Source organism: Amycolatopsis sp. NPDC005003 (assembly GCF_053600695.1).
The window spans coordinates 108,407-132,287 of record NZ_JBSGAI010000031.1 but is presented as its reverse complement, the minus strand read 5'-3'; the positions used below and the strand labels follow the sequence as shown (position 1 = coordinate 132,287).

Here is a 23,881-nt window from a genome sequence, read left to right as displayed (position 1 = left end):
GAACCGCGCAGACACCTCCACCGGCGCCATCGGCACCGCCGCTGCGGCCTGGGCCGCCTCGGCGCGCCAGCGTTTCGCGGTCCGGTAATTGACCCCGACCCGTCGGGCCGCTTCCCTCGTGCCTGTCCCTGCGTCCACCAGGCCAAAGTAGGCCACCCGCTCCGCAGTCAACGGTCTGCCAGGCCAACCAGGACCGCGGGAAAGGCAGCCCGGGGCACGATCTCGATCCCGTCTGGGCACGAGGCAACTCCTGAACACTCAGGTGTTGCAACCACCCCTAGAAACCGCCGAGGGTGGGGGCTGGTGTTGGTGAGTCCCTACTGGCCCGGGGCTCAATTCTCCCGGCGCAGCATGCGGCTCACACCCGCCGCCACGGTTGTGGCCAGGATCCAGCCCGATGCTGTGAAGCCCGCTGCCACCCAGTTGTCCGTTCCGTGCATGTACCACCTCGACTTGTTGCCGAAGTCGACGATCGGGACCAGCAGGTCCGCCGTGTAGATCACCGGGTTCCACTGCAGCCCCGTGTCCTGCTGGTTCACCACGCAACGGTCGCCGTTCGCGATGATCTGGTGCGTTGGGTCCGTCGATTTCCACGTCACGCAGTCGTCGGTGCCCAAGCCGAACCACAGGCTGCCCAACACCAGCAGCGTGAGGAGCCAGCCGAGGGCTCGGACCGGGCGGTAGCCGTAGCCGACCATCGAGCGCTGGAGCCAGCTCCACAACCGAACCCCGGGCCCGAAGAACTTGAACCCTCTCGCGAGTGCCTCGTACCTGAACTGCTGCTTGCGCAGCGCCACCGTCGAGGCGTGCTCTTCGTTCCCCGCCGCGCGGAGCATGTGCGCCAGCTGGTCGTACGGCCCCGGGCGGTAGCCGCGCATGGCGCTGCGCAGGAGCTCGATCCGCTCGTCCAACGCCTTGTCGTCGTCGAGGGGGATTCCCTTCTTCAACGCGTCGTAGCGGAAGTCCTCCAGCTCGATGCCCTCGGACGCCGCCCAGAACTGCTTGTTGTCGCTCAGCGTTCCGCAGTGCGCTCGCCTGAGCACGATCCGGCCGGCCGGCGGCGAACTCGGCGTCAGGATGAACTCGTCCGAGGCGACGTCGCCCGCGTCCAGGGCCACGCCGAACGGGGGCAGGGAACCGAGCTGGGAGCCGCGCAGGTCCACGCGGCGGGCGACCTGGGCGCCGTCGAGGTTCACGCCGCCTTCGGCCACGAACGGGCGGCCGTTGTTGTCGCGCAGCGTCAGGTCGCGGCCGACCCGGCCGGTGCGGACGTCGAGTGAATAACTGCTGGTCGCGCGGCGGCCCGGGTCCGTCAGCCTGGTGCCCGCCAGGTTGATGCTGCCGCCGACCTCCACGCCCTGCAGGCGCAGCGTTCCGTGGATCGTGGCGTCGGTGAGCTGGAAATTGCCCGCGATCTTCGAGCGACGCGCCGAAAACACGTCCCGGCCGGAGTGGCGGAACATCGAGTTCCAGGCCAGGAAGTTGCCGCCGACGGTGACGTCGGCCAGCCGGAGCTGCCCGGTCGGCACGCGCAGGCTCGTCGCCTCGATGTCGCCGCCGATCTCGGTGCCGTCCAGGTGCAGCGCTCGGTCGTAGTACGGCACCGTCTTGCCGCGCTCGACCCGGATCTCGGCGCCGGCCAGCCGCAGCGAGCCACCGATCCGGGCGTTCACCATGCGCAACGTGCCCAGGGCCTGCAGGCCGTCCGACAGCTCGACGTTGCCGTCGACGCGCATCCGGTCGGCGACCAGCGCCGGGCGCGGGTCGATGTACGGGTCGTTGGACTTCCACGCGTCGACGGCGATCGGGCCGTGCTGGGACACCGTCAGCTTGGCCTCGCGCAGCGAGATGTCGCTGTCCACGGTGGCGCTCGGCAGGTACATGATCCCGGTCGCGGAGAACCGCTTGCGCTGGCTGGCCGGCCCGTAGTTGTCGACCTCGCACAGCAGGCTGCCGCCGATGTGCAGGCCGTTGCCGTTGAGCGCGAAGCCGTCCGGGTTGTTCAGCGTGGCGCCCGAGAAGTTGACGTTACCGCCGGTCCGCACGCCGGGGAGGCGGACTTCGCCGTTCGCGACCATCCGGTAGGCCAGCAACGCGCCGGTCAGCACCAGGCGATCCGCCTGGATCGCCTTGCCGTGGGGGTGCGAAATCACCGTGCGGGTGAGCACCATCGAGCCTTCGATCACCGCGTCGGTCAGGTTGACCGCGGCGTTCGGCATCCCGCGTTCGCGGTCGTCACCGCGCTGGACGGTCGTCTCTTCGATCTCCCGCCGGTCGCCGTCGACCTGCACGACGCTGCGGATCAGCCGGACGTCGTTGCGGCTGCGCATGTTGCGGGCCTTGAGCCCGGGCAGCCAGCACTTGCGGAACACGAGCCCGAGCAGGTTCGCCTCGCGCACGTCCGGCGGCTGCTCGAACCGGCAGCGCTCGAACCGGAACAGGTACTTCAGGTCCGCGGCCCGCAGGTCCAGCGTCCCGGTGATGTAGGCGTCCTCGACGTAGACGATCGGGGCGTTCGTGGCCTGACGCCGCCAGCGCATCAGGCCCGCGTTGCCGGGTTTCAGCAGCTCGGAGGCCTTGACCTCGTAACGGCGGTCCGGGATGCCCGCGAACGGGTCCAGCGGCGGCAACGCGCTTTCCGTCGACATGTCCCCTCCCTCACCCCGCCATCAAGGTAGCGAAAAAACGGCGGAAACGGTGCCGGAACACCGTTTCCGCCGTTGGACCCCTCAGGCGTTGGGGTTCAGCACCCGGGCCAGGAACTCCTTGGTCCGGTCCTCGCGCGGACTCCCGATGACCCGCTCGGGTGGCCCTTGTTCGACGACGATCCCGCCGTCCATGAACAGGACCTTGTCCGCCACCTCACGCGCGAACTGCATCTCGTGGGTGACGACGACCATGGTCATGCCGTCCTTGGCGAGCTGCTTCATCACACCGAGGACGTCACCGACGAGCTCCGGGTCCAGCGCGGACGTCGGTTCGTCGAACAGCATCAGCTTCGGCTTCATCGCCAGCGCCCGGGCGATGGCGACGCGCTGCTGCTGCCCGCCGGACAGCTGCGCCGGGTAGTTCTGCGCCTTGTCCGCGAGGCCGACGCGCTCCAGCAGCTCGAGCGCACGCTTCCGGACCTGGGCCTTCGGCTCGCGCCGGACCTGGACCGGCGCCTCCATGACGTTCTCGAGCGCCGTCATGTGCGGGAAGAGGTTGAAGCGCTGGAACACCATGCCGATGTCCTTGCGCTGGAACGCGACCTCTTTCTCGCGCAGCTCGTGCAGCTTGTCGCCGCGCTGCTTGTAGCCGACCAGCACACCGTCGACGTACAGCCGGCCGGCGTCGATCTTCTCGAGGTGGTTGATGCAGCGCAGCAGCGTCGACTTGCCCGAACCGGACGGCCCGATCAGGCAGAGCACCTCCCGCTCGTGCACCTCGAGGTTGATGCCCTTGAGGACGTCGACGCTGCCGAAGCTCTTCCAGATCCGCTGCGCGGACACCACGGGGGCCGGCCCGGCGGCTTCGGTGACCTCGGTGGTCATGTGACGTTCCCTCCACCCCGGCTGAACATCCTCGCCGCCCAGCCCTGCCGCTGGACCACGTCCCGCGAGGTCCCGCGCGCGAAGCGCTTTTCGATCTGGATCTGGACCAGTGTCAGCACCGACGTCAGGAACAGGTACCAGGCGGCCGCCACGATGAGCAGCGGCACGGTCTTGTAGTTCTGCGAGTAGATGGTCTGCGCCGCGACCACCAGCTCGAAGTACCCGATGACCACGACCAGCGACGTGGTTTTCAGCATCGAGATGGTCTCGTTGCCGGTCGGCGGGATGATCACCCGCATCGCCTGCGGCAGGATGATCCGCCGCAGGGTCTTCGTCTGGCTCATGCCGAGGGCACTCGCCGCCTCGCGCTGACCGGAGTCGACCGACTGGATCCCGCTGCGCACGATCTCCGCCATGTAGGCGGCTTCGTTGAGACCCAGGCCGAGCAGCGACGCGGTGAACTGCGTGATCAGCTGGTTGGTGTCCCAGCTGACGAACTCGGGCCCGAACGGCACGCCGAGGCCGAGCCGCGGGTAGGCCAGCGCCAAGAAGTTCCAGACCAGCAGCTGCGTGATCAGCGGGGTACCACGGAACAGCCAGATGTAGATCGACGCCGCACCCTTCGTGAGGGGGTTGGGCGACAGGCGCATCACCGCGAGCAGGATCCCGCCGACGATCCCGATCAGCATCGAGATCACCGTGAGGATCAGGGTGTTCTGCAGGCCGCGCAGGATCCGGTCGTCGAAGAGGTAGTCCCCGACGACCGGCCACTGCAGGGCGCTGTTCGTGGCCACGCTGCGGATCACGATGAACGCGAGGAAGAGGATGACCACCCCGGCCGCCCAGCGCCCGTAGTGGCGCACCGGGACGGCCTTGATGGGCTCGGCTTCGATCGGCGCCTCGTCGGGAGGCGCTTCGGAGGAACTCACGAACTACGTCCTAACTCGACAGACTCAGGAGGCCGGGTTGATCTCCGACTTGGTGACCGCGCCGGCGGCGTTCAGGCCCCACTTGTCCAGGATCTTCTTGTACGCGCCGCTGTCGATCAGCTTCTGGATCGCGCCCTGGACGGCCTTGCCGTAGTCACCGCTGTTCTTCGGCAGCACGATGCCGTAGGGCGCGGTGTCGTAGGGCGCGCCGACCGACTCGAGCTGGCCGTTGGTCTGCTTGACCGCGTAGTCGATGACCGGGGAGTCGGCCAGCTCGCCCTGCACGCGCTTGGCGGTGAGGGCCAGGTTGACGTCGGTCTGGGCCTGCAGCTGCGTGACCTCGATGGCGGGCTTGCCCGCGCCGGTGCAGGCGGCGTTCTTCTTGTCGAGGTCCTCGACCTGCGTGGTGCCCTTCTGCACGCCGACCTTCTTGCCGCACAGGTCGTCGGCCTTGAGGCCGTCCGGGTTGCCCTTCAGCACCGCCAGCGAGGTGCCGGCGCTGTAGTAGGAAATCATGTCGACCGACTGCAGCCGCTCGGCGTTGATGCTGAACGACGACATCGCCAGCTCGTACTTCTTGGCGCCGATACCGGGGATGATGCCGTCGAAGGCGGCGTTCTGGAAGTCCATCTGCACGCCGAGCACCTGGCCGATGGCGGTGCCGAGGTCGACGTCGAAGCCGGCCGGCTTGCCGTTGTCGACGAACTCGTTCGGCGGGTAGCTCTGGTCCTGGCCGACCACGATCTTGCCGTCGGACTTCACGTCGGCGGGCACCAGGGCGGCCAGCGCGTCGTCCTTGGCGACCGCGCCCACATCACCCGATGCAGTGCCCGATGCGGCAGAGGTGGTGGAGCCGACGTTGCCCGCACCGCTCCCTCCCGCGCCGCACGCCACGGTCAAGCCGACCAGGGCGAACGCAGGCAGCAGGGCGATCGCCTTGAGCTGGGTTCCTCGGGCCACGTCGTCACTCCTCGTAGTTCTCAGGTTCTGAGAGCACGCATATTGCCACTCATCCATACCAAAGCACAGCACCGTGAAGTTACGGCGATGTTTAGACCGGCGCTCGTCGTACCGCCGGGTATCGCGTCCGACCGGGGGAGTGGGTAAGGATGTCGACCATGAACGCCACCCCGCCGCGGCTGCCCCCGTCCGGTCGACGCGCGAAGAAGGCGGCGACCAGCCGGATCACCCGTCCGGGCGACCGGTTCGAGGGCTACCTCGCGCCGGAACGGCCGCACGCCGGTGCCTACGACGAGATGTTCGCCGCCGACGGCACGGTCCGCGGCCCGTACCGGGCGCTGTACGAGTCGATCGCGGCCCTCGACGCGCACGACCTGCAGTCCCGGTCCCAGGCGCTGGACCGGGCGATGGTCGACCAGGGCATCACGTTCTCGCTGTCCGGGCAGGAGCGGCCGTTCCCGCTGGACCTGGTGCCGCGGGTGATCCAGGCCGCCGAGTGGACGAAGCTCGAGCGCGGGGTCGCCCAGCGGGTCCGCGCGCTGGAGGCGTTCCTCGCCGACGTCTACGGCGACCGGCAGATCCTGCGCGACGGCGTGCTGCCGCGGCGGCTGATCACCTCGTGCGAGCACTTCCACCGGGAGGCGTTCGGCATCACCCCGCCGAACGGCGTGCGCATCCACGTGTCCGGTGTGGACCTGGTGCGTGACGAAGAAGGCACGTTCCGGGTGCTGGAGGACAACCTCCGCAACCCGTCCGGGGTGTCGTACGTGATGGAGAACCGGCGGACGATGGCCCGGGTCTTCCCGGACCTGTTCGCCCAGCACCGCGTGCGACCGGTCGGCGACTACGCGTCGCACCTGCTCCGGGCGCTGCGCGCGGCGGCCGCGGCGAACGTCGCCGACCCGACGGTCGTCGTGCTCACCCCCGGTGTGCACAACTCGGCGTACTTCGAGCACTCGCTGCTGGCCCGGCTGATGGGCGTCGAGCTGGTCGAAGGCCGGGACATGTTCTGCCGCGACAACGTGGTCTACCTGCGGACCACCGAGGGCGAGCGCCAGGTCGACGTCATCTACCGGCGGATCGACGACGAGTTCCTCGACCCGGTGCACTACCGGCCGGACTCGGTGCTCGGCATCGCCGGCGTCCAGAACGCCGCCCGCGCGGGCAACGTCGTGGTGGCGAACGCGATCGGCAACGGCGTCGGCGACGACAAGCTCGTCTACACCTACGTGCCGGAGATGGTGCGGTACTACCTGAACGAGAAGCCGCTGCTGCCCAACGTGGACACCTTCCGCTGCTGGCTGCCGGACGAGTTCGACCACGTCATGGCGCACTTGGACGAGCTGGTCGTGAAGCCGGTCGAGGGCTCGGGCGGGTACGGGATCGTGTTCGGCCCGGAGGCGTCCAAGAAGGACCTCGACACGCTGCGGCGCAAGGTGCGCGCGAACCGGCGTGGCTGGATCGCGCAGCCGGTGGTCCAGCTCTCGACCGTGCCGGCCAAGGTGGACGACCGGCTCGCGCCGCGGCACGTCGACCTGCGGCCCTTCGCCGTCAACGACGGCAAGGAGATCTTCGTGCTCCCCGGCGGCCTGACCCGGGTGGCGCTGCCGGAGGGCAGCCTCGTCGTCAACTCCTCGCAGGGCGGCGGCTCGAAGGACACCTGGGTGCTGGCGTCCCGGGCGTCGACGGCCGAACGCGAGCTGGAGCAGCCCGCGCTCGGTGCGATGTCCAATGTGGATGGACTGGTCGCCGAGCAGGGGCCCGAGCTGTCCGCCAACCAGCAGCAACAGCAGCAACAGCAGAGCTGAGTTGAATGATCCCTCAGCGGTGAAGATTACTTCGGGATTAGGAGGTTTCGCATGCTCGCCCGCAACGCGGAGTCGCTGTACTGGATCGGCCGGTACGTCGAACGCGCAGACGACACCTCCCGCATCCTCGACGTCTCGGTCCACCAGCTGCTCGAAGACGCGACGGTCGACCCGGACTACGCGAGCCGTCAGCTGCTGGCCGTCCTGGGCATCGAGTCGGAGGGCACGGAATCCCTCGACGTGTGGAAGCTGACCGAGCTGGTGGCGTACGCGAAGGACAACCCGGCGTCGATCGTCGGCTCGATCAACTCGGCGCGCGAGAACACGCGCGGCGCGCGCGAAGTCGTCTCGGCCGAGCTGTGGGAATGCCTGAACGCGACGTGGAACGCGGTGCCGGACCGGCAGCGCTACGCGCGCCGCGCCGGGCCGCACTCGTTCCTGTCCTTCGTGGAGGAACGCGCGGCGATGTTCGCCGGGCTCGCCGACTCGACGATGAGCCGGGACGACGGCTGGCTGTTCATGGTGCTCGGCCGTTCGATCGAGCGGGCGGACATGGTGGTGCGGCTGCTGCTCTCGCGGGTCGCGGACCGCGCGTCGTCGCCGGGCTGGATCACGGTGCTGCGCTCGGCCGGCGCGCAGGACACCTACCTCCGCACCTACCGGGGTGCGCTGGACGCCGGTCGCGTCGTGCAGTTCCTGTTGCGGGACACGCTGTTCCCGCGCTCGGTGTTCCACGCGCTGCGGCAGGCCGAGGAGTGCCTGCAGCGGCTCGACCCGGGCGGCGGCTCGCGCGGCAACGAGAAGTCCGATGCCCTGCGCGAGCTCGGCCGGGCCCGCAGCGAGCTGGAGTTCCTCCGCCCGTCGGAGCTGCTCACCGACCTGCCGCGGCGGCTCGGGGCGCTGCAGACGTCGATCAAGGACATCGGGGAAGCGGTTTCGATGCAGTACTTCAGCACGTCGCCGTGGGTGGCGTGGAGTGGCGCGGAGGTTTCGCTGTGACGTGGCAGCTGCGCGTGGCGCACCGGACCGGGTACCGGTACGCGACACCGGCGACGCAGTCGTACAACGAGGCCCGGCTGACCCCGCGCTCCGACCGCCGCCAGACGACGGTGGCGACCCGCATCGAGACGACCCCGGCGACCCGCGCCTACCGGTACACGGACTACTGGGGCACGGTCGTGACGTCGTTCGACCTCCACGCCCCGCACACCGAGTTCACGGTGCTGGCGACGTCGGTGGTCGAGACGGCGGACGAAGCGGAGCCGATCCGCACGGCGTCGTGGAAGGACCTGCGGTCGGAGACGGTGATCGACCACCGCACCGAGTACCTGACCCCGACCGACTACACCCCGCGGGACGTCACGCTGGCGCGCGAGGCCCGCGAGCTGCGTCGCGGACTGGACCCGGCGGATGCGGTACTGGCGGTGTGCGAGTGGGTGAACAAGCAGCTCAAGTACCAGCCGGGCACCACCGGCGTCCACTCGACGGCGACGGACGCCTGGCAGGCGCGCGAGGGCGTCTGCCAGGACTTCGCGCACGTCACGCTGGTGATGCTGCGGGCGATCGGGGTGCCGGCTCGGTACGTGTCCGGGTACCTGCACACGAAGCCGGACGCGAAGCTCGGTGAGGTGGTCGAAGGCGAGTCCCACGCGTGGGTCGACGTCTGGACCGGCGGGTGGTGGGCGTATGACCCGACGAACGCCATCCCGGTCGGCCCGCGGCACGTGTGGGTGGCGATGGGCCGGGACTACGCGGACGTCGCGCCGCTGAAGGGCATCTTCACCGGCGGCGGTCAGTCCACTTTGGACGTCTCGGTGCACCTGACCCGGCTGGCCTAGAGCAGGAAGGTCCCGCCCGCCGCTTCGGCGAGGTCCGCGCCGAGGGCGGACGCCGGTGTGTGCGCACCCGGCTTGCCTTCGCCGCGGGCCAGGCGGGCCGCCGTTTCGGCCACCACCGCCGCGGTGAAGTCCATGGCTTCGTCCGCGCGCAGCCAGCCCTCGCGGGTGGTTCCGCCGGGCCAGGTCACGACGGCGTGCCCCCAGGTGTGCGTGCGGGGGCGGGGGGCCGGCTTCGTCCGGACAGCGGCGAGCCGCCGGACGGCGAACCGGCGTACGGCCGGGATCGACACCACCCGCGCGAGCAGCGGGAGCAGGGCCCGGACCACCGGGGCGGTCGGGGCGAGCCCGGAGAAGACCGTGACGTCCGCCGCGCCGCTCGCGCGCCGGGCGGCGATCAGCTCACCCGAGTCGACGCCCGCCACCTTCGCCGTCTCGCCGTCCGGCAGGACAAGGGTGCGCGGCTTCGCGCCTCTGGCCGAGACCGCGGTCAGGGCGTCGACGATGCTGGCGGCCAGCGCGACCCCCACGACCCCTCCTTCGGTGGCGACGGAGGCCAGCGCGTCGACCTCCACGCGGCTCGGCGTGTCACGCCCCTCGCACAGCTTCGCGACGACGGCTTCGGTGGCCAGGACGCCGAACCCGGCGCCGGTGACGAACGTGCTGCCGCCGGCCAGGGCATCGTCGTGCAGGTCGAGCAGCCGCCGGACCGCCACCGGGTCCGCGGCCATGTCCACGTAGTGCCCGCCGGGCAGGCACGCGCGCGCGATCGTCTCCGCCGTGGCGGCGTACTCGCCGATCGTGTTGATCACGACCGCCGGCCGCTGCCGCCGGATCTCCGCCGCGATCGCCGCCACCCCGTCGGCGAGGACGTACTTCGCGCCGGTCGCTTCCAGGCGTTCCCGATTGCGTCCCACCAGCACGACCGGCACGTCCCGGCGCTCGAGTTCGGCGGTGATGGCCCGGCCGGTGCGGCCCGAGGCGCCGAGTACCCAGATCTCCATGTCGACTCCCGCGATGTCTCAGTGTGTCGTCACTGAGGCTAGCACGTGATGACACACTGAGACATCAGTTAGGCTGAGCCGTGGCCAGATGGGATCCCGGGACCGCGGACCGGCTGCGGAAAGCCGCGCTGGAGCTGTACGCCGAGCACGGCTACGACGCCGTGACGATCACGCAGATCGCCGAGCGCGCGGGGATCACGCGCCGCACGTACTTCCGCTACTTCCCCGACAAGCGCGAAGTCCTCTTCGCCGGCTCGGAGCAGCTGCCGCCGGCGGTCTTCGAAGCCGTTGTTGCCGCCGAAGAAGGCGAGTCACCTCTTCGGACCGCGCTCACCGCGCTGGCCGAGGTCGGTACGCAGGTCACGCAGCTCGTCGACCCGTCGCCCGAACGCCGGGCGGTCATCGCCGCCACGCCCGAGCTCCGCGAACGCGAGCGGAGCAAGGGCGCGGCGATCACGACGGCGATCCGGGACGCGCTCGAGCGGCGGGGGACACCGCCCGAGCTGGCGAAACCGGCGGCGCAGGTCGCGGCGATCATCCTCGGCGACGCCTTCGACCGCTGGATCGACTCGGGCGGTGACCGGCAGTTCCCGGCCTACCTCGATGCGGCCACCGAAGCGTTCCGGGAGGCCTGCCGCTAGCCGCGGGCGTGCGCGTCCAGGATGTGCGCGACGGCCTCGGTGACCTGCTGCGCGTAGTCCAGGTGGAGCCACTCGTCCGGCACGTGGATGTTCGAGTCGGCCCCGCAGGCGCCGGTGACCAGGAACTGCGCCTCCGGGTACTTGCGCGAGAGCAGGCCCATGAACGGGATCGAGCCGCCCATGCCGGTCGCGCGGTGGGGCCGGCCGAAGACCTCGTCGCTGACCGTGCGCAGGGCCGTCGTCAGCCACGGCGACTCGGTTGGCGCGTTCCAGCCGTTCTCCGCCTGGGGTGAGCCGAGGGTGACCTTCGCGCCGTACGGGACATCGGTGGTCAGGGCGCGCTTCACGGCTTCGAGCGCCTTCTCGGCGTCGGCCGTCGGCGGGAGGCGGAAGCTCAGCGTCAGCGTGGTGCTCTCGCGCAGGACGTTGCCGGCGTCGGCGGGCTTCGGGAAGCCGTCGGCGCCGATCACCGACAGCGTCGGGCGCCACGCGTTGTTGAGCATCAGCTCCAGCGCGTCCTCCGTGATCACGCGCCCGCCTTCGACCAGCGGGAACGCCTTCGTCAGCGCCTCCGGGAAGTCCTGCGAGACGGCCTTGAGCTCGGCCAGCCGGTTCGCCGGGACGTCGACCTTGAGCTCGTCGAGCAGCAGTTCGCCGGTCGCGCTGTCCTCGAGGCGTTCGATCAGGTGCCGCAGGATCCGGAACGAGCTCGCGACCACCCCCGACGCGATGCCCGAGTGCTGGGCCGCCCCGAGGAGCTGCACCGTGACGTCGAGGTGCAGCATCCCGCGCAGGCTCGTGACCAGCCACAACCGCTCGTAGTCGCTGCCGCCGGCGTCGAGGCAGATCACCAGCGACACCTCGCCGATGCGGCCGGCCAGGTGCTCGACGTACGCGGGCAGGTCGGGGCTGCCGGACTCCTCGCCGGTCTCCAGCAGCAGCACGATCCGCGCGTGGTCGCCGCCGGCCGCGTGCACGGCTTCGATCGCCGTCGTCGCCGCGTAGCCGGAGTAGCCGTCGTCCACGGACCCGCGGCCGTACAGCCGGCCGTCGCGGATCACCGGGGTCCACGGGCCGAGGCCCTCGGACCAGCCGCCGACCGGGGGCTGCTTGTCGAGGTGGCCGTACATCAGGACGGTGCCCTCGTCCGCCGCGCCCGGGGTCGCCGGGACGTCGACGAGCAACAGCGGGGTCCGGCCTTCGAGCTGGACGACCTCGAGGGTCGCGCCGGGCAGGTCACGCCCGGCGATCCACTCGCGGACGTGCTCGACGGCGGCGGCGAGGTGGCCGCTCTTCGCCCAGTCGGAGTCGAAGGCCGGGGACAAGGCGGGGATCGCCACCAGCCCGGACAGGCTCGGGATGACGTCGTTGGTCCACGACGCCACTACGGATTCACGAACGGATTTCTGCTCCACCCGGCCCATCGTGCCACGGGGCTCCAACAGTGCGGCACATCACAACGTCCCCTCACGCCTCGTGAGTGGTAATTCGGGTTAGAACCCGAATTACCACTCACGAGCCTGGTGAGCGCGGCGGCGGAGTCCAGACTCTCGTAGGTCCGATGCTCGGGCTTCCTAACGTTTCCCCTGCTCAGAGCCCCTTTCTCAGCAACAAATCAGCATCCGTGACTCACCAAAGCGGTGACCTTCGTGCCAGGATGTCCGCGAGAACCGTCAACGCCGACGGTGACCGAGCGCTTCGGACCCGATGCGCTGGTCCCCGCCGGTGCAGTCGCTGTGGTCGCCACAAGCGGCCGCCAGAGGCACCGACACCGAGGAGTACTGCGCATGCCGTCCGAACAGTGGACGCACCCGGAGCCTGGCGACGGGCCGGCCGCGGTCGCGGCCCAACCGTCCCCCGAGCAGGTGATCGCCGGGTTGCGAGCGACGAGCGAAGGTGGCGCTGAGCTGACTCAGCTGCTCACCCCCGAAGGCGAACGGGTTCCGTCGCCCCAGTTCGACAAGTACGTCGACGACATCGACGCCGAAGCACTCCGCGGCCTTTACCGCGACATGGTGCTGGTCCGGCGGGCCGACCGCGAAGCGAACGCCATGCAGCGCCAGGGCCAGCTCGGCATCTGGGTCCCGCTGCTCGGCCAGGAGGCCGCGCAGATCGGCTCGGGCCGCGCGCTGAAGGCGAACGACATGGCGTTCCCCAGCTACCGCGAGCACGGCGTCGCGTACGCGCGCGGGGTCGACATGAAGGACCTGCTGGGCATCTTCCGGTGCACCGACCACAGTGGCTGGGACTACCAGCGCCACGGTTTCCACCCGTACACCATCGTGATCGGCAACCAGGTGCTCAACGCCGCCGGTTACGCGATGGGCCAGAAGTTCGAGGGCAAGGTCGGGGACGACGACGGCGAAGCCACGATCTGCTACTTCGGCGACGGCGCGACCTCGCAGGGTGACGTCCACGAAGGATTCGTCTGGGCCGCCGTCTACGACGCGCCGCTGGTGTTCTTCTGCCAGAACAACCAGTGGGCGATCTCCGAACCGACCGAGCGCCAGTCGCGCCTGCCGCTGTACCAGCGCGCCCGCGGCTACGGCTTCCCCGGCATCCGCGTCGACGGCAACGACGTCCTGGCCTGCCTCGCGGTGTCCCGCTGGGCGCTCGACGAGTGCCGCCACGGCAACGGACCCGTCCTGATCGAGGCGTTCACCTACCGGATGGACGCGCACACGACGACCGACGACCCCACCCGCTACCGGCTCTCCGACGAGCTGGAGGAGTGGAAGCTCAAGGACCCGATCGAGCGCGTCCGCGCGTACCTGGCCCGCGGCGGCTACGCCGACCAGGCGTTCTTCGACAGCGTCCAGGCCGACGCCGACAGTTTCGCCGCCGACCTGCGCGAGTACACGTTCAACATGCCCGAGCCGCCGCCCGAGAGGATCTTCAGCAACGTCTACGCCGAGGGCAACCCGGTGCTGGAGGCGCAGCGCGAAGAGTTCCTGTCCTACCTCGACGGCTTCGTATCGGCGGGTGAGCACTGATGACCGACCTCCAGAAACTCACCATCGGCAAGGCTCTCAACCTCGGCCTGCGCCGCGCGATGGAAGAAGACCCGAAGGTCCTGATCATGGGGGAGGACGTCGGCAAGCTCGGCGGCGTCTTCCGGATCACCGACGGCCTGCAGAAGGACTTCGGCGAGCAGCGCGTGCTGGACACGCCGCTCGCCGAGTCGGGCATCATCGGCACCGCGGTGGGCCTGGCCGTGCGCGGCTTCCGGCCGGTGTGCGAGATCCAGTTCGAGGGCTTCATCTTCCCGGGCTTCGACCAGATCTCTTCGCAGCTGGCGAAGTTGCACTACCGGACGCAGGGCAAGATCAAGATGCCGGTGGTGATCCGGGTGCCGTTCGGCGGCGGGATCGGCGCGGTCGAGCACCACTCGGAGTCGCCGGAGTCGCTGTTCGCGCACATCCCGGGCCTGAAGGTCGTGTCCATTTCGAACGCCGTCGACGCCTACTGGGGCATCCAGCAGGCGATCAAGTCGGACGACCCGGTGCTGTTCTTCGAGCCGAAGCGGCTGTACCACTCGGGTGCGCTGCGCGCGGAGATCGACGTCACCGGGACGCCGGTCCCGTGCTTCTCGTCGCAGGTCGTGCGTGAAGGCACGACGGCGACGGTCGTCGCGTACGGCCCGTCGGTGAAGGTCGCCCTCGACGCGGCCGCCGCGGCCGAAGACGAAGGCAAGTCCCTCGAGGTCATCGACCTGCGCACGCTCTCGCCGCTGGACCTCGGCCCGGTGTTCGAGTCGGTGCGCAAGACCGGGCGGCTGATCGCGCTGTCGGAGGCGCCGTCGGAGTCGTCGCTGACGTCGGAGATCGCCGCGCGCGTCCAGCAGGAGTGCTTCTACTCGCTGGAAGCGCCCGTCCTCCGGGTGACCGGGTTCGACACGCCGTACCCGCCGGCCAAGCTCGAGGAGCACTACCTCCCCGACCTGGACCGGGTGCTGCACGCCGTCGACCGCTCGCTCGCCTGGTAAGGGGGATCTCCGCGCAATGCCTACGTACAAACAGTTCCCCTTGGCCGACACGGCGGAGGGGCTGACCGAAGCCGACATCCTGTCCTGGCACGTCAAGCCGGGCGACACCGTGACGGTGAACCAGATCGTGGTCGAGATCGAGACCGCGAAGGCCGCCGTCGAGCTGCCGATCCCGTGGGCCGGGGTCGTCACGGAACTGCACGTCGAGCCCGGCCAGACGGTGGAGGTCGGCACGCCGATCCTCACCATCGACGTCGACCCGGGTGGCGCGGCCGCCCCGGCTCCCGCCGCTGCTCCCGCTGCCTCGGCTCCGGCCGAGGAAGAGGAGATGAAGCCGCTGGTCGGGTACGGCTCCAAGGCCGTCGTCACGCAGCGGCGGGCCCGGAAAGGTGCCGCTCCTGCCCCGGCTCCGGCCCCGGCGGCCGCCGTTGCCGCTCCGCCGGCTCCCGCTCCCGTCACTCCTCGTGGTGGGTACGTCCCGCTGGCGAAGCCGCCAGTGCGGAAGCTGGCGAAGGACCTCGGCGTGGACCTGCACGCGCTGGCCGGAAGCGCTTCCGGTGGCGTCATCACGCGTGAAGACGTCGAGCGCGCCGCCAACGGAACCCCGGTCGCGGCGCCCGTTGTGGACAGTGGGTCCCGCGAGCGGCGCGTGCCGATCAAGGGCATCCGCAAGGCGACGGCGGCGGCGATGGTGCAGAGCGCGTACACCGCTCCGCACGTCACGGAGTTCCTGACCATCGACGTCACGCCGATGATGGAGTTCCGCGAGAAGCTGAAGAAGTCGCGGGAGTTCGCCGGGGTGAAGGTCACGCCGCTGACGTTCGCCGCGAAGGCCGTGTGCCTGGCGGCGAAGCGGACGCCGGACATCAACGCGGTCTGGGACGAAGCGGCGCAGGAGATCGTCTACAAGGACTACGTGCACCTCGGGATCGCCGCGGCCACCCCGCGCGGCCTGATCGTGCCCAAGGTCCGCGACGCCGACTCGATGTCGCTGAAGGAGCTGGCCCAGGCGCTGACGGCCCTGACCGACACGGCTCGCGAGGGCAAGACGTCGCCGGCGGACATGGCGAACGGCACGATCACGATCACCAACGTGGGCGTGTTCGGCGTCGACACCGGAACGCCGATCATCAACCCGGGCGAGTCCGCGATCCTGTGCCTCGGCGCGATCAAGGACCAGCCGTGGGTGGTCGACGGCGAGATCAAGGTCCGCAAGGTCCTCCAGCTGTCGCTGAGCTTCGACCACCGCGTGGTCGACGGGCAGCAGGGCTCGGAGTTCCTGGCCGACGTCGGCGCGCTGCTGGCCGACCCGGCCATGGCGATGACGTACTGAGTTTTCGCAGGTGAGGGCCGTCTTCGGGCGGCCCTCACTTTTACTCATTTGACGGAGTGAGTACTCACTCCGCACACTAAAGGCATGACACCAGCACCCGAGACCCGGCGCAGAGCGCCGAGCATGAGCGCCGAAGACCGGCGCGCCATGATCGTGCACGCGGTGCTGCCGCTCCTGATGGAGCACGGCACCGGCGTCACGACCAGCCAGATCGCCCGCGCCGCCGGCATCGGCGAGGGCACCATCTTCCGCGCGTTCAAGGACAAGGACGAGCTGTTCGACGCCTGCACCGCCGAGGTGCTGCGCCCCGACCACGTCCTCGACGCGATCGCCGAAATCCCCATCGAACAACCCCTGGCGGACCGGCTCGTCGAGGCCGCCGAGGCGCTCGGCGCGCACTTCGAACGGATGGGCGCGCTGATGGGCGCCCTGCACGCGACCGGCCGCGTCCGGCACCGCGACCCCGAGCAGCGCCTGAAGAACCGCACGATGAAGGGTGGCCGCAGCGAGTCGATGGCCGCCATGCGCGGCGCGATCACCGAGCTGTTCGAGCCCGAAAAGGACCGGCTGCGGCTGAGCCCCGAGCAGCTGGCCGCCCTGTTCCTGACCCTGTTGTTCGGCGGCCGCCGGATGGCACCGGTCGATGACACGCCCACCACGCGCCAGGTGGTCGACGTCTTCCTGCACGGCGCGGTGGAGGCTCAGTGATCCCGGGCGGTGGGGGCGGCATGGAGTTCATGCTGGCTCGGCGAGGAAGACGGCGGCACGCCGTCACAGTGCCGGAGAGCGGGCTCACCGGGCCCGTCGACATTCCCGAGCCGAAGCAGGACGACCAGCCGAAGGACCTGCGCTCCCGGCTGCGGCGCGCGAAGACGTCGGTGGCGGGCACGGTCCGCGGCCTGCCGAAGGTCGTCAAGCTGACGTGGCAGGCCAGCCCGGTCCTGACGATCCTCCTGGCGCTGATCACGCTGCTTTCCGGGCTGCTGCCGACAGTGACCGCGTACGTCGCGAAGCTGCTGCTGGACGCTGTAGTCGCGGCGATCCAGGGCAAGGGGACCACGGGCGACATCGTCAACGTCGCGTTGTTCCAGTTCGGCGTGCTCGCCGCGACCGCGATCAGCAGCGCGCTGACGTCGATCGCGCAGTCGCTGCTGCAGGAACGCATGACGCTGACCATCCGCCACCGGGTGATGGCGCACGCGAGCGAACTGCACCTCGCGTACTTCGAGGGGTCGGCGTCCTACGACATGCTGCGCCAGGCCGCGCAGGAGGCGCCGACGCGGCCGCTGTCGATGATGAACTCCGCGCTGGGGCTCGCGCGGACGCTGATCACGTTCGGCAGCATGATCGCGCTGCTCGTTTCGATCAGCCCGCTGCTGGCCCTGGTCGCGCTGGTGGCGCCGATCCCGGCGTTCATCTCGCAGTCCAAGTACGGCTCGCGCGCGTTCTGGCTGACGTTCCTGATGTCGCCGATCAAGCGGCGGATGGACTACCTGTCGTCGCTGGTCACCACGGACACCTACGCCAAGGAGACGAAGCTGTTCGGGCTCGGCCCGTACTTCGTCGACCGCTTCCGCCGGCTGGGCGTGGTCTCCTACGAGCGGCAGCGGAAGCTGACGATCAACCGCAACCTCAGCTCGACGTCCTGGGGGCTGCTGAGCACGTTCGCGGGCTCGGCGATCGCGCTGTACATCGCCTTGGAGGCGGTCGGCGGCCGGCTGACACTCGGCGACCTGGCGCTGTACACGGCCGCGGCGACCTCCGTGCAGACGTCGGTGTCCGGGCTGTTCACGGCGTTTTCGGGGATGTACGAGAACAACCTCTACCTCGACACGCTGTACCGGTTCCTGGACACGAAGCCGGAGATCACCGCACCCGCTTCGCCACGCCCCTTTCCTTCCAAAGTGGACGGACACATCGAGTTCGACTCGGTCACCTTCGCCTACCCCGGTTCGGAAGAGCCGGCCCTGGAGGACGTCAGCTTCGAGATCCACCCGGGCGAGACGGTCGCGGTGGTGGGCCGCAACGGCGCGGGCAAGTCGACGCTGTTCAAGCTGCTCTGCCGGCTGTACGACCCGACGGACGGCCGCATCCTGCTCGACGGCGTGGACATCCGCGAGTACGACCCGGACGAGCTGCGCAAGCGGATCAGCGCGATGTTCCAGGACTACGTGACGTACCAGGGAACGGCGGCGGAGAACATCGGCCTGGGCGACCTCACGCGGCTGGAGGACCGGCCGCACATCGAGGATTCGGCCCGCCGGGCGGGCGCGGACGAGCGCATCGAGCGGCTGCCGTCCGGCTACGACAGCCCGTTGGGCAGGTGGTTCGACCAGGGCGTCTCCCTGTCCGGCGGCGAGTGGCAGAAGATCGCGCTGGCCAGGGCGTTCCAGCGCGAGGCGCCGATCCTGATCCTCGACGAGCCGACGTCGGCCCTGGACGCCCAGGCCGAGCACGACCTGTTCGCCCGGCTGCGTTCGTTGTCCGAGGGCCGGACGACGTTGTACATCTCGCACCGGTTCTCGACCGTGCGCCAGGCGGAGCGGATCCTGCTGCTGGACCACGGAAAGGTCGCGGAGTACGGCACGCACGAGGAGCTGATGGCGGCGAAGGCGGGGTACGCGGAGCTGTTCACCTTGCAGGCGCAGGCGTACCTGGACGAGGTGCCGAGCTAGGGAACAAGCACGACCTTGCCGGCACCTTCACGGCTCTCCACGCGTGCGTGCGCGGCGGCGACGTCGGCGAGGGGATAGGTCCGGTCGACGACCGGGGTCAGCGTGCCGTCCGCGACCAGGCCGAGTGCCTCGTCGCGGACGGCCGCGACCCGCTTGCCGTAGACGTCCGGACCGCCGAAGCCGATCAGGGTGATGCCGCGTGCGATGAGGCCGGCGACGGGGAAGGTCGGGAATTCGCCGCTGAGCATGCCGTAGGCGAGGATCCGGGCGTGCGGCGCGAGCTTCGCGATGAGCTCGGCGGCACGCGGGCCGCCGATCGACTCGAAGACGACGTCGATGCCCTCGGGCACCTGCTGCCGCCAGTCCGGGTCGCGGTGGTCGATGTCGGCCTTTCCCTTGCCCGCGGTCGTGACGACCCGGGCGCCTTTTCGTGCGGCCAGCCGGGCCAGGTAACCGCCGATCGCCCCGGAGGCGGCCTCGACCAGCACGGTTTCGCCGGCTTTGACGTCGGCGGCGTTCATCAAGCCGAGCGCCACGGAGGCCGGAACGGCGGCGGCGACCGCCTGCACGGGCGTGAGGTCGTCAGGCACGAGCGTGTACTGGCCGGCGGCGACGACTTCGGCGTACGCGCCCCCGGTGTAGGACATGGTGACGACCTTCCGTCCCCGCAAGGTTTCGTCGTCGGCCTCGAGGACGGTCCCGGCGGCCTCGTGCCCGAAGATCGCCGGCTCGGCCGCGGCCCCGAACTGGCCGGACCGCAGCTGCGTCTCGTAGAACGGCACGCCGATCGCCTCGGTCCGCACCAGTACTTCGCCGGGTTTCCTGGCCGGTTCGGGCCGGTCCTCGACCTTGAGCACGTCCGGGCCACCCGTGCCGTACTGCACCACTGCGCGCATCCGCATCCCCTAACTGGACCGCTGGTCAACTTACGGTGGCCTACTATATGGACCGCCGGTCAACTTGTCGAGGAGTCTGCATGGAGCGCGCCGACGCGGCCCGCAACCGCCGGGCGATCCTGCGCGCGACGGAGGAGCTGTTGGCGGCGCACGACCTCGCCGAGGTGTCGATGGACCGCGTCGCGGCCGCGGCCGGCGTCGGCAAGGGCACGGTGTTCCACCGCTTCGGCAACCGCGAAGGCTTGATGCGGGCGCTGGTGGAGTCGCGGATCGAGTCGCTGTCTCTCGCCGTGGCTTCGGGACCGCCTCCGCTGGGCCCGGGCGCACCACCGGCCGAGCGCCTGGCGGCGTTCTTCGACGCCGTGGTCGAGCTGGCTTCGAAGAACGTCAAGGTGATGGCGGCGTTCGAGCAGGCGTCGACGGACCGGCTGAACAGCCCGATCTACCTGGCGTGGCACGCACACGTGTCGGGGCTGCTCGCCTCGGCGTCACCTTCGCTCGACGCCGACCTGGTGGCGCACTTGCTGCTGGGGTCGTTGCACAGCGATCTGATGGTGCGGTTTTTGAGGACGGGCGAGACGGACCGGCTGGCCGCGGGCCTGCGGTCGATGATCGCGACGCTGCTGCGCTGATCAGGCCGTGACGAGGTGCGGCGGCAGCAGGGTGCCACCGCGCAGTTCGACCCGCTGCCACGGGAGGGCCACCTCGTCGTCGTGCCGGTCGACGACGGTCACGGTGTCCAGCACGCAGTCGAGGAGCCGGACTCGTCCGGCGACCCGGCTGAGCTCGAGGCGGCACCGCTCGAACCGGCAGTTCTCGGCGGTCACCGGCATGGCGTCGGTGTCGTAGCCGTGCTTGCTCGAAAGGTCGAGCTCGAGGTCCGCGAAGTCGCAGCGGTCGAACACCACCCGGCCGAAGAGGAAGTCCAGCTGCGAAAGTCGATCACGGGCGCGGCGAAGCGGCAGCGGAAGAAGGCCATCGACGAGGACTGGAAGAGCGCGTCGGCGAAGTCCACCTTTTCGCCGGCGAACTCCGCGCCGACGAATTCGGCTTTGCCCGTGGTGAGGGTGAGCCCGGCGAAGTTCGTCTCGGCCGCGGTGAAGCGAGCGCCGTGGAAGCTGGCCAGCTTCCCGAACTGGGCGCCCGCGAAGGACGCCACCCCGCCCACGAACTCCGCCCCGTCGAACAGCACCTCGCCGCCGAACTCCAGTCGCGCGAAGTCGGCGTTTTCCAAAGTCACGCCGGTGAAGTCGAAGTCAAGGCCGGACCACGACGTCCTCGCCGACGCCCGGGTGTGGTCGCGCACCATGCGCAGGATCGCCTCGCGCACCTCGGTCTCGCCGTCGCGCTCCTGGCGGATCCGTAGGTAACCGCAGAGGACGTCGACGCAGACCTGGCGCTTGTCGGCCCAGTCGTCGGCGAGTCCGGCCATCGCGTAGACGCCGGCGAGCCGCACGGCGGGACTCTCGTTGGCGAGCTGCTCGGCGGCGCTTCCGAAGCGTTCGTTGAACTTCTGGACGACTTCCCGTTCGGCGCGCTGGACGGCAAGGGCGTGTTCGTCCTCGGCCACCCGCTGCTTCCGGTAGCCGACGGCGAGCAGCACGACCCCACCGAACCCGGCGACGACGGAAAGGGCGATCTTCAGCAGGTCGAGCAGCTGCCCGACGTCGAAGGCCCCGGCGCTGGGAAGCCGCGGCCAACCGAGGAACCAGAGCAGGCCACCCCCGGTCGTCCCGGCGACGAGCAAGGCGACGAACAGCCAACCGAGGACGGACATGGCCATCCCGCGCCGCCAGGGTGCCGGCTGCCGCTTCGGCCGGGTCCAGACGACACCGCGGAACGCGAAGCGCCGACGGGAACCGAGCCGCACCACGAGCAAGGCCACGAACAGGCATAACACGATCAGGAGCCAGCGGAGCCAGTCGGACACGAAGGGTGAGACTAGCCGCTGGCCGGCGGGGCCGGGAGCAAATCGGACAGGTCGTTCGTTGACCCGGTATGGCTGTCGCGTTCCTGCTTTACGTCTTCGCCGAGATCGCCGCGATCTGGGCGGTGGGCTCGGCGGTCGGCGTGCTCGGCACGCTGGCCCTCCTCCTGGCCGGCGCGTTCCTGGGCTCGTGGCTGGCCCGCCGCGAGGGCGGCAAGGCGATGCGGGCCTTCACTTCCGCGGCCCGCTCCGGGCGGTCGGCGGAGAAGGAACTGACCGACGGGATGCTGGTCGGGCTCGGTGGGGTGCTGATCCTGGTGCCCGGCTTCGTCAGCGACGTGCTCGGCTTGCTGCTGATCCTGCCGCCGTCACGGGCGGTGGCGCGTCGGCTGTGGTTGAAGCGGATGGAGAAGCGGGCGGTGCGGTTCGCCAACCAGCGCCGCGGGCCGGTGATGGTGGTGGACAGCGAGGTGGTGTCGCCTTCGGCTGAGCCCCGCCGTGACCACCCGACGGTGATCGAGGGTCGCGTCATCGAGGGCTGATCCACGCTCGGCCTGGAGCCTCGAGTCTTGCCACAATGAGCGCGTGGAGCGTCTGAATACCACGTCCGCGGTGCGGATCCGGATGAGCAAGCAGAAGTCCCGGAACACCGGAATCGAGATGGCCCTGCGCAAGGCTCTGCACCGCGCCGGCCTCCGGTACCGCGTTCACCGCCGTCCGGTCGAAGGCGTCCGCCGTGAAGCGGACTTGGTCTTCGGGCCCGCTCGCGTCGCTGTCTTCGTCGACGGCTGCTTCTGGCACGGTTGCCCCGAGCACGCTACGTGGCCCAAGAACAACGCGGACTTCTGGCGCGAAAAGATCGAGACCAACCGCAGGCGGGACGCCGACACGGACACCCGACTCGGCGAAGCCGGCTGGCTCGCCGTCCGGATCTGGGAGCACGAGTCCGTCGAGGTCGCCACCGACCGCGTCATCATGGCAGTCCGGGAACGCCGCCGACCATCAGGCGTCCTTCAGTAGCCCTTTGACTCCGTAGCGGGTGTCCTTCCAGCTCTGCCTGACGCACCGGTCCAGCTTGGCGGTGTCGAGCTCCTTGCCCATGGCCGCGGCCAGGACGTGGGCAGCCAACCGCGGAGGGATCGCATTGCCGATCTGTTGAGCGATGCCCCGACCGGACCACGGGTAGTCATGCGGGAAGGTCTGCAACCTGCCTGCCTCGTGGTCGGTGAAGCGGTCGGACCGCCCCTTCGGTCGATCGATCAGGCGGTTGCGAGAGACCTTGCCGGTGACAGTGAAAGCCGGCTCGGTCGACAACCGTTCGCCACGCGCCTTCGGGTCACCACCGGTGCCGTAGTTGGACCTGACCGTGAACTGCTCCGACCAGCCGAGCGCTTCTCCCATCGTCTTCCACGGAAGCAAACGTGGATCACCTTCGCCTCGCGCCGCTCCCTTCCGATAACGCCGGTGCGTGGGCTTGGGCAGCTTCGCCTCGCCGTCACGGCGGGCGATCAGGATCGCCCGCCGACGCGTCTGCGGGACTCCGAATTCCTCGGTGTGGAGGATTCCACAATCGACGCTGTACCCACGTCCTTCGAGGACGCGTGCATACGCTTGCCACACCGGCAGCACGGCGGGAACCTGTTCGAGAACAATGGCCTCGTACGGAAGACCGGCCTCCACCGCCCACCTCAGGGGTTCCAGCACCAGGCCTGTGCGTTCGTCCTCCAGCTCAGCGAGGTCTTCTTCGCTGAGGTCATTGTCGGCGACGACATCGACCAAGGAGAGCACCCGATCCAGAGCTCGTCGTCCAGCCCCTTGGCCGGCGACCGTGTACGTCTGGCACGGTGGGCCCCCGGTCAAGAACCGGGCCTTCGGGTAGTCGGCCGGCTTGGAAAGCCGAACATCGCCGTGCTTGGTGTGCAGTTCGGCCCGCTCTCGGGTCACGCAGGCATCGTCGTCCCATTCGATGCCGATGACGGACACGCCGAGCCAATGAGCGGCGACGTCGAGACCGCCCGGACCGGCGAAGAGGTCCACCATCTCGACCTGTGCCGGTAGCGGCAAGGCCAACTGTCCGTCGGTCATGGGACGGGAGTCTATAAGCCGGGTGCGACGCTCCGAACCGACACGCCGGCGGACGGATCACTCGGTGCTCATGCCGACGTGACGGGTTTGTGACCACATGGAGTAACGGAAGCGGCCGTCCGCGCGACGTGATCGATCACGGAGAGGGTTGCATCCATTGAGCCTCGCGCCCATCGGGGGTTCACTCGTTCGAGGCACCTGACGGTGAGGCGGGCAGCACCTACCGTGGGGCGAGTCGGGGAAGCCCGGCCGTCGATGTGCCCGGACACG

Annotated in this window: 22 protein-coding genes; 12 read left to right on the top strand and 10 right to left on the bottom strand. The window is 69.6% G+C overall.

Translation table 11 applies throughout. From position 1 onward, the window contains the following. Positions 1 to 332: 332 nt before the first annotated feature. The 4 genes from ACWED2_RS31525 to ACWED2_RS31510 all read right to left on the bottom strand — a co-directional run bounded on the left by ACWED2_RS31525 (position 333) and on the right by ACWED2_RS31510 (position 5,422). Positions 333 to 2,648, bottom strand: coding sequence for an oxidoreductase (locus tag ACWED2_RS31525; RefSeq protein ID WP_449694135.1), 2,316 nt, complete (start codon positions 2,646 to 2,648; stop codon positions 333 to 335). 81 nt (positions 2,649 to 2,729) lie between these two features. Next, positions 2,730 to 3,533: an amino acid ABC transporter ATP-binding protein gene (locus tag ACWED2_RS31520; RefSeq protein ID WP_449694134.1), complete on the bottom strand. Its 804-nt coding sequence runs from the start codon at positions 3,531 to 3,533 to the stop codon at positions 2,730 to 2,732. Further along, positions 3,530 to 4,462, bottom strand: coding sequence for an amino acid ABC transporter permease (locus ACWED2_RS31515; RefSeq protein WP_449694133.1), 933 nt, complete (start codon positions 4,460 to 4,462; stop codon positions 3,530 to 3,532). The genes ACWED2_RS31520 and ACWED2_RS31515 overlap by 4 nt, the downstream gene beginning before the upstream one ends. A 24-nt stretch (positions 4,463 to 4,486) precedes the next feature. Continuing rightward, positions 4,487 to 5,422, bottom strand: coding sequence for an ABC transporter substrate-binding protein (locus ACWED2_RS31510; RefSeq protein ID WP_449694132.1), 936 nt, complete (start codon positions 5,420 to 5,422; stop codon positions 4,487 to 4,489). 149 nt (positions 5,423 to 5,571) lie between these two features. Between ACWED2_RS31510 and ACWED2_RS31505 the strand changes: the two genes are divergently transcribed. From ACWED2_RS31505 to ACWED2_RS31495, 3 genes are read left to right on the top strand one after another with little or no spacing between them, the layout of a single operon-like run. Continuing rightward, the gene (locus tag ACWED2_RS31505; protein WP_449694131.1) at positions 5,572 to 7,230 is read left to right on the top strand and encodes a circularly permuted type 2 ATP-grasp protein; all 1,659 of its coding nucleotides are present in this window, start codon (positions 5,572 to 5,574) and stop codon (positions 7,228 to 7,230) included. A 51-nt stretch (positions 7,231 to 7,281) separates the two neighbouring features. Continuing rightward, positions 7,282 to 8,229 (top strand): alpha-E domain-containing protein, encoded by a 948-nt coding sequence (locus ACWED2_RS31500; protein ID WP_449694130.1) that lies wholly within the window; start codon positions 7,282 to 7,284, stop codon positions 8,227 to 8,229. After that, positions 8,226 to 9,068, top strand: coding sequence for a transglutaminase family protein (locus ACWED2_RS31495; RefSeq protein WP_449694129.1), 843 nt, complete (start codon positions 8,226 to 8,228; stop codon positions 9,066 to 9,068). The genes ACWED2_RS31500 and ACWED2_RS31495 overlap by 4 nt, the downstream gene beginning before the upstream one ends. Here ACWED2_RS31495 and ACWED2_RS31490 read toward each other — a convergent pair. After that, positions 9,065 to 10,069, bottom strand: coding sequence for a hypothetical protein (locus ACWED2_RS31490; protein ID WP_449694128.1), 1,005 nt, complete (start codon positions 10,067 to 10,069; stop codon positions 9,065 to 9,067). The two genes, ACWED2_RS31495 and ACWED2_RS31490, sit on opposite strands and share 4 nt — an antisense overlap. A gap of 80 nt (positions 10,070 to 10,149) precedes the next feature. On the opposite strand from ACWED2_RS31490, the gene ACWED2_RS31485 reads away from it, so the two are divergent. Next, positions 10,150 to 10,710, top strand: a complete 561-nt coding sequence (locus ACWED2_RS31485; RefSeq protein ID WP_449694127.1) for a TetR family transcriptional regulator — start codon at positions 10,150 to 10,152, stop codon at positions 10,708 to 10,710. Here ACWED2_RS31485 and ACWED2_RS31480 read toward each other — a convergent pair. Continuing rightward, positions 10,707 to 12,134 (bottom strand): M20/M25/M40 family metallo-hydrolase, encoded by a 1,428-nt coding sequence (locus ACWED2_RS31480; RefSeq protein WP_449694126.1) that lies wholly within the window; start codon positions 12,132 to 12,134, stop codon positions 10,707 to 10,709. The genes ACWED2_RS31485 and ACWED2_RS31480 overlap by 4 nt on opposite strands. A gap of 363 nt (positions 12,135 to 12,497) precedes the next feature. Here ACWED2_RS31480 and pdhA point away from each other — a divergent pair, with 363 nt between their 5' ends. The 5 genes from pdhA to ACWED2_RS31455 all read left to right on the top strand — a co-directional run bounded on the left by pdhA (position 12,498) and on the right by ACWED2_RS31455 (position 18,703). Further along, positions 12,498 to 13,703, top strand: a complete 1,206-nt coding sequence (gene pdhA / locus ACWED2_RS31475; RefSeq protein ID WP_449694125.1) for a pyruvate dehydrogenase (acetyl-transferring) E1 component subunit alpha — start codon at positions 12,498 to 12,500, stop codon at positions 13,701 to 13,703. Beyond that, positions 13,703 to 14,695 (top strand): alpha-ketoacid dehydrogenase subunit beta, encoded by a 993-nt coding sequence (locus tag ACWED2_RS31470; RefSeq protein WP_449694124.1) that lies wholly within the window; start codon positions 13,703 to 13,705, stop codon positions 14,693 to 14,695. Before pdhA ends, ACWED2_RS31470 begins: the two co-directional genes overlap by 1 nt. 16 nt (positions 14,696 to 14,711) lie before the next feature. Next, a complete protein-coding gene (locus ACWED2_RS31465; protein WP_449694123.1) occupies positions 14,712 to 16,028 on the top strand; it encodes a dihydrolipoamide acetyltransferase family protein in 1,317 nt (438 codons plus the stop codon). Positions 16,029 to 16,151: 123 nt separating this feature from the next. Continuing rightward, positions 16,152 to 16,736, top strand: a complete 585-nt coding sequence (locus tag ACWED2_RS31460) for a TetR/AcrR family transcriptional regulator (protein ID WP_449694143.1) — start codon at positions 16,152 to 16,154, stop codon at positions 16,734 to 16,736. Between the two features lie 20 nt (positions 16,737 to 16,756). Continuing rightward, positions 16,757 to 18,703, top strand: a complete 1,947-nt coding sequence (locus ACWED2_RS31455; RefSeq protein WP_449694122.1) for an ABC transporter ATP-binding protein — start codon at positions 16,757 to 16,759, stop codon at positions 18,701 to 18,703. On the opposite strand, the gene ACWED2_RS31450 is transcribed toward ACWED2_RS31455, so the two are convergent. Continuing rightward, positions 18,700 to 19,599 (bottom strand): quinone oxidoreductase family protein, encoded by a 900-nt coding sequence (locus ACWED2_RS31450; RefSeq protein ID WP_449694121.1) that lies wholly within the window; start codon positions 19,597 to 19,599, stop codon positions 18,700 to 18,702. The genes ACWED2_RS31455 and ACWED2_RS31450 overlap by 4 nt on opposite strands. An 80-nt stretch (positions 19,600 to 19,679) precedes the next feature. On the opposite strand from ACWED2_RS31450, the gene ACWED2_RS31445 reads away from it, so the two are divergent. Then, the gene (locus ACWED2_RS31445; protein WP_449694120.1) at positions 19,680 to 20,231 is read left to right on the top strand and encodes a TetR/AcrR family transcriptional regulator; all 552 of its coding nucleotides are present in this window, start codon (positions 19,680 to 19,682) and stop codon (positions 20,229 to 20,231) included. Here ACWED2_RS31445 and ACWED2_RS31440 read toward each other — a convergent pair whose 3' ends face one another. Further along, positions 20,232 to 20,432: a hypothetical protein gene (locus ACWED2_RS31440; RefSeq protein ID WP_449694119.1), complete on the bottom strand. Its 201-nt coding sequence runs from the start codon at positions 20,430 to 20,432 to the stop codon at positions 20,232 to 20,234. Next, a complete protein-coding gene (locus tag ACWED2_RS31435; RefSeq protein ID WP_449694118.1) occupies positions 20,423 to 21,529 on the bottom strand; it encodes a pentapeptide repeat-containing protein in 1,107 nt (368 codons plus the stop codon). The genes ACWED2_RS31440 and ACWED2_RS31435 overlap by 10 nt, the downstream gene beginning before the upstream one ends. A 68-nt stretch (positions 21,530 to 21,597) precedes the next feature. Here ACWED2_RS31435 and ACWED2_RS31430 point away from each other — a divergent pair, with 68 nt between their 5' ends. Both ACWED2_RS31430 and ACWED2_RS31425 read left to right on the top strand, forming a co-directional pair. Further along, positions 21,598 to 22,068 (top strand): FxsA family protein, encoded by a 471-nt coding sequence (locus tag ACWED2_RS31430; RefSeq protein WP_449694117.1) that lies wholly within the window; start codon positions 21,598 to 21,600, stop codon positions 22,066 to 22,068. Between the two features lie 82 nt (positions 22,069 to 22,150). Continuing rightward, positions 22,151 to 22,546, top strand: coding sequence for a very short patch repair endonuclease (locus tag ACWED2_RS31425; protein WP_449694142.1), 396 nt, complete (start codon positions 22,151 to 22,153; stop codon positions 22,544 to 22,546). On the opposite strand, the gene ACWED2_RS31420 is transcribed toward ACWED2_RS31425, so the two are convergent. After that, positions 22,529 to 23,611 (bottom strand): DNA cytosine methyltransferase, encoded by a 1,083-nt coding sequence (locus ACWED2_RS31420; RefSeq protein WP_449694116.1) that lies wholly within the window; start codon positions 23,609 to 23,611, stop codon positions 22,529 to 22,531. The two genes, ACWED2_RS31425 and ACWED2_RS31420, sit on opposite strands and share 18 nt — an antisense overlap. Positions 23,612 to 23,881: the final 270 nt, after the last annotated feature.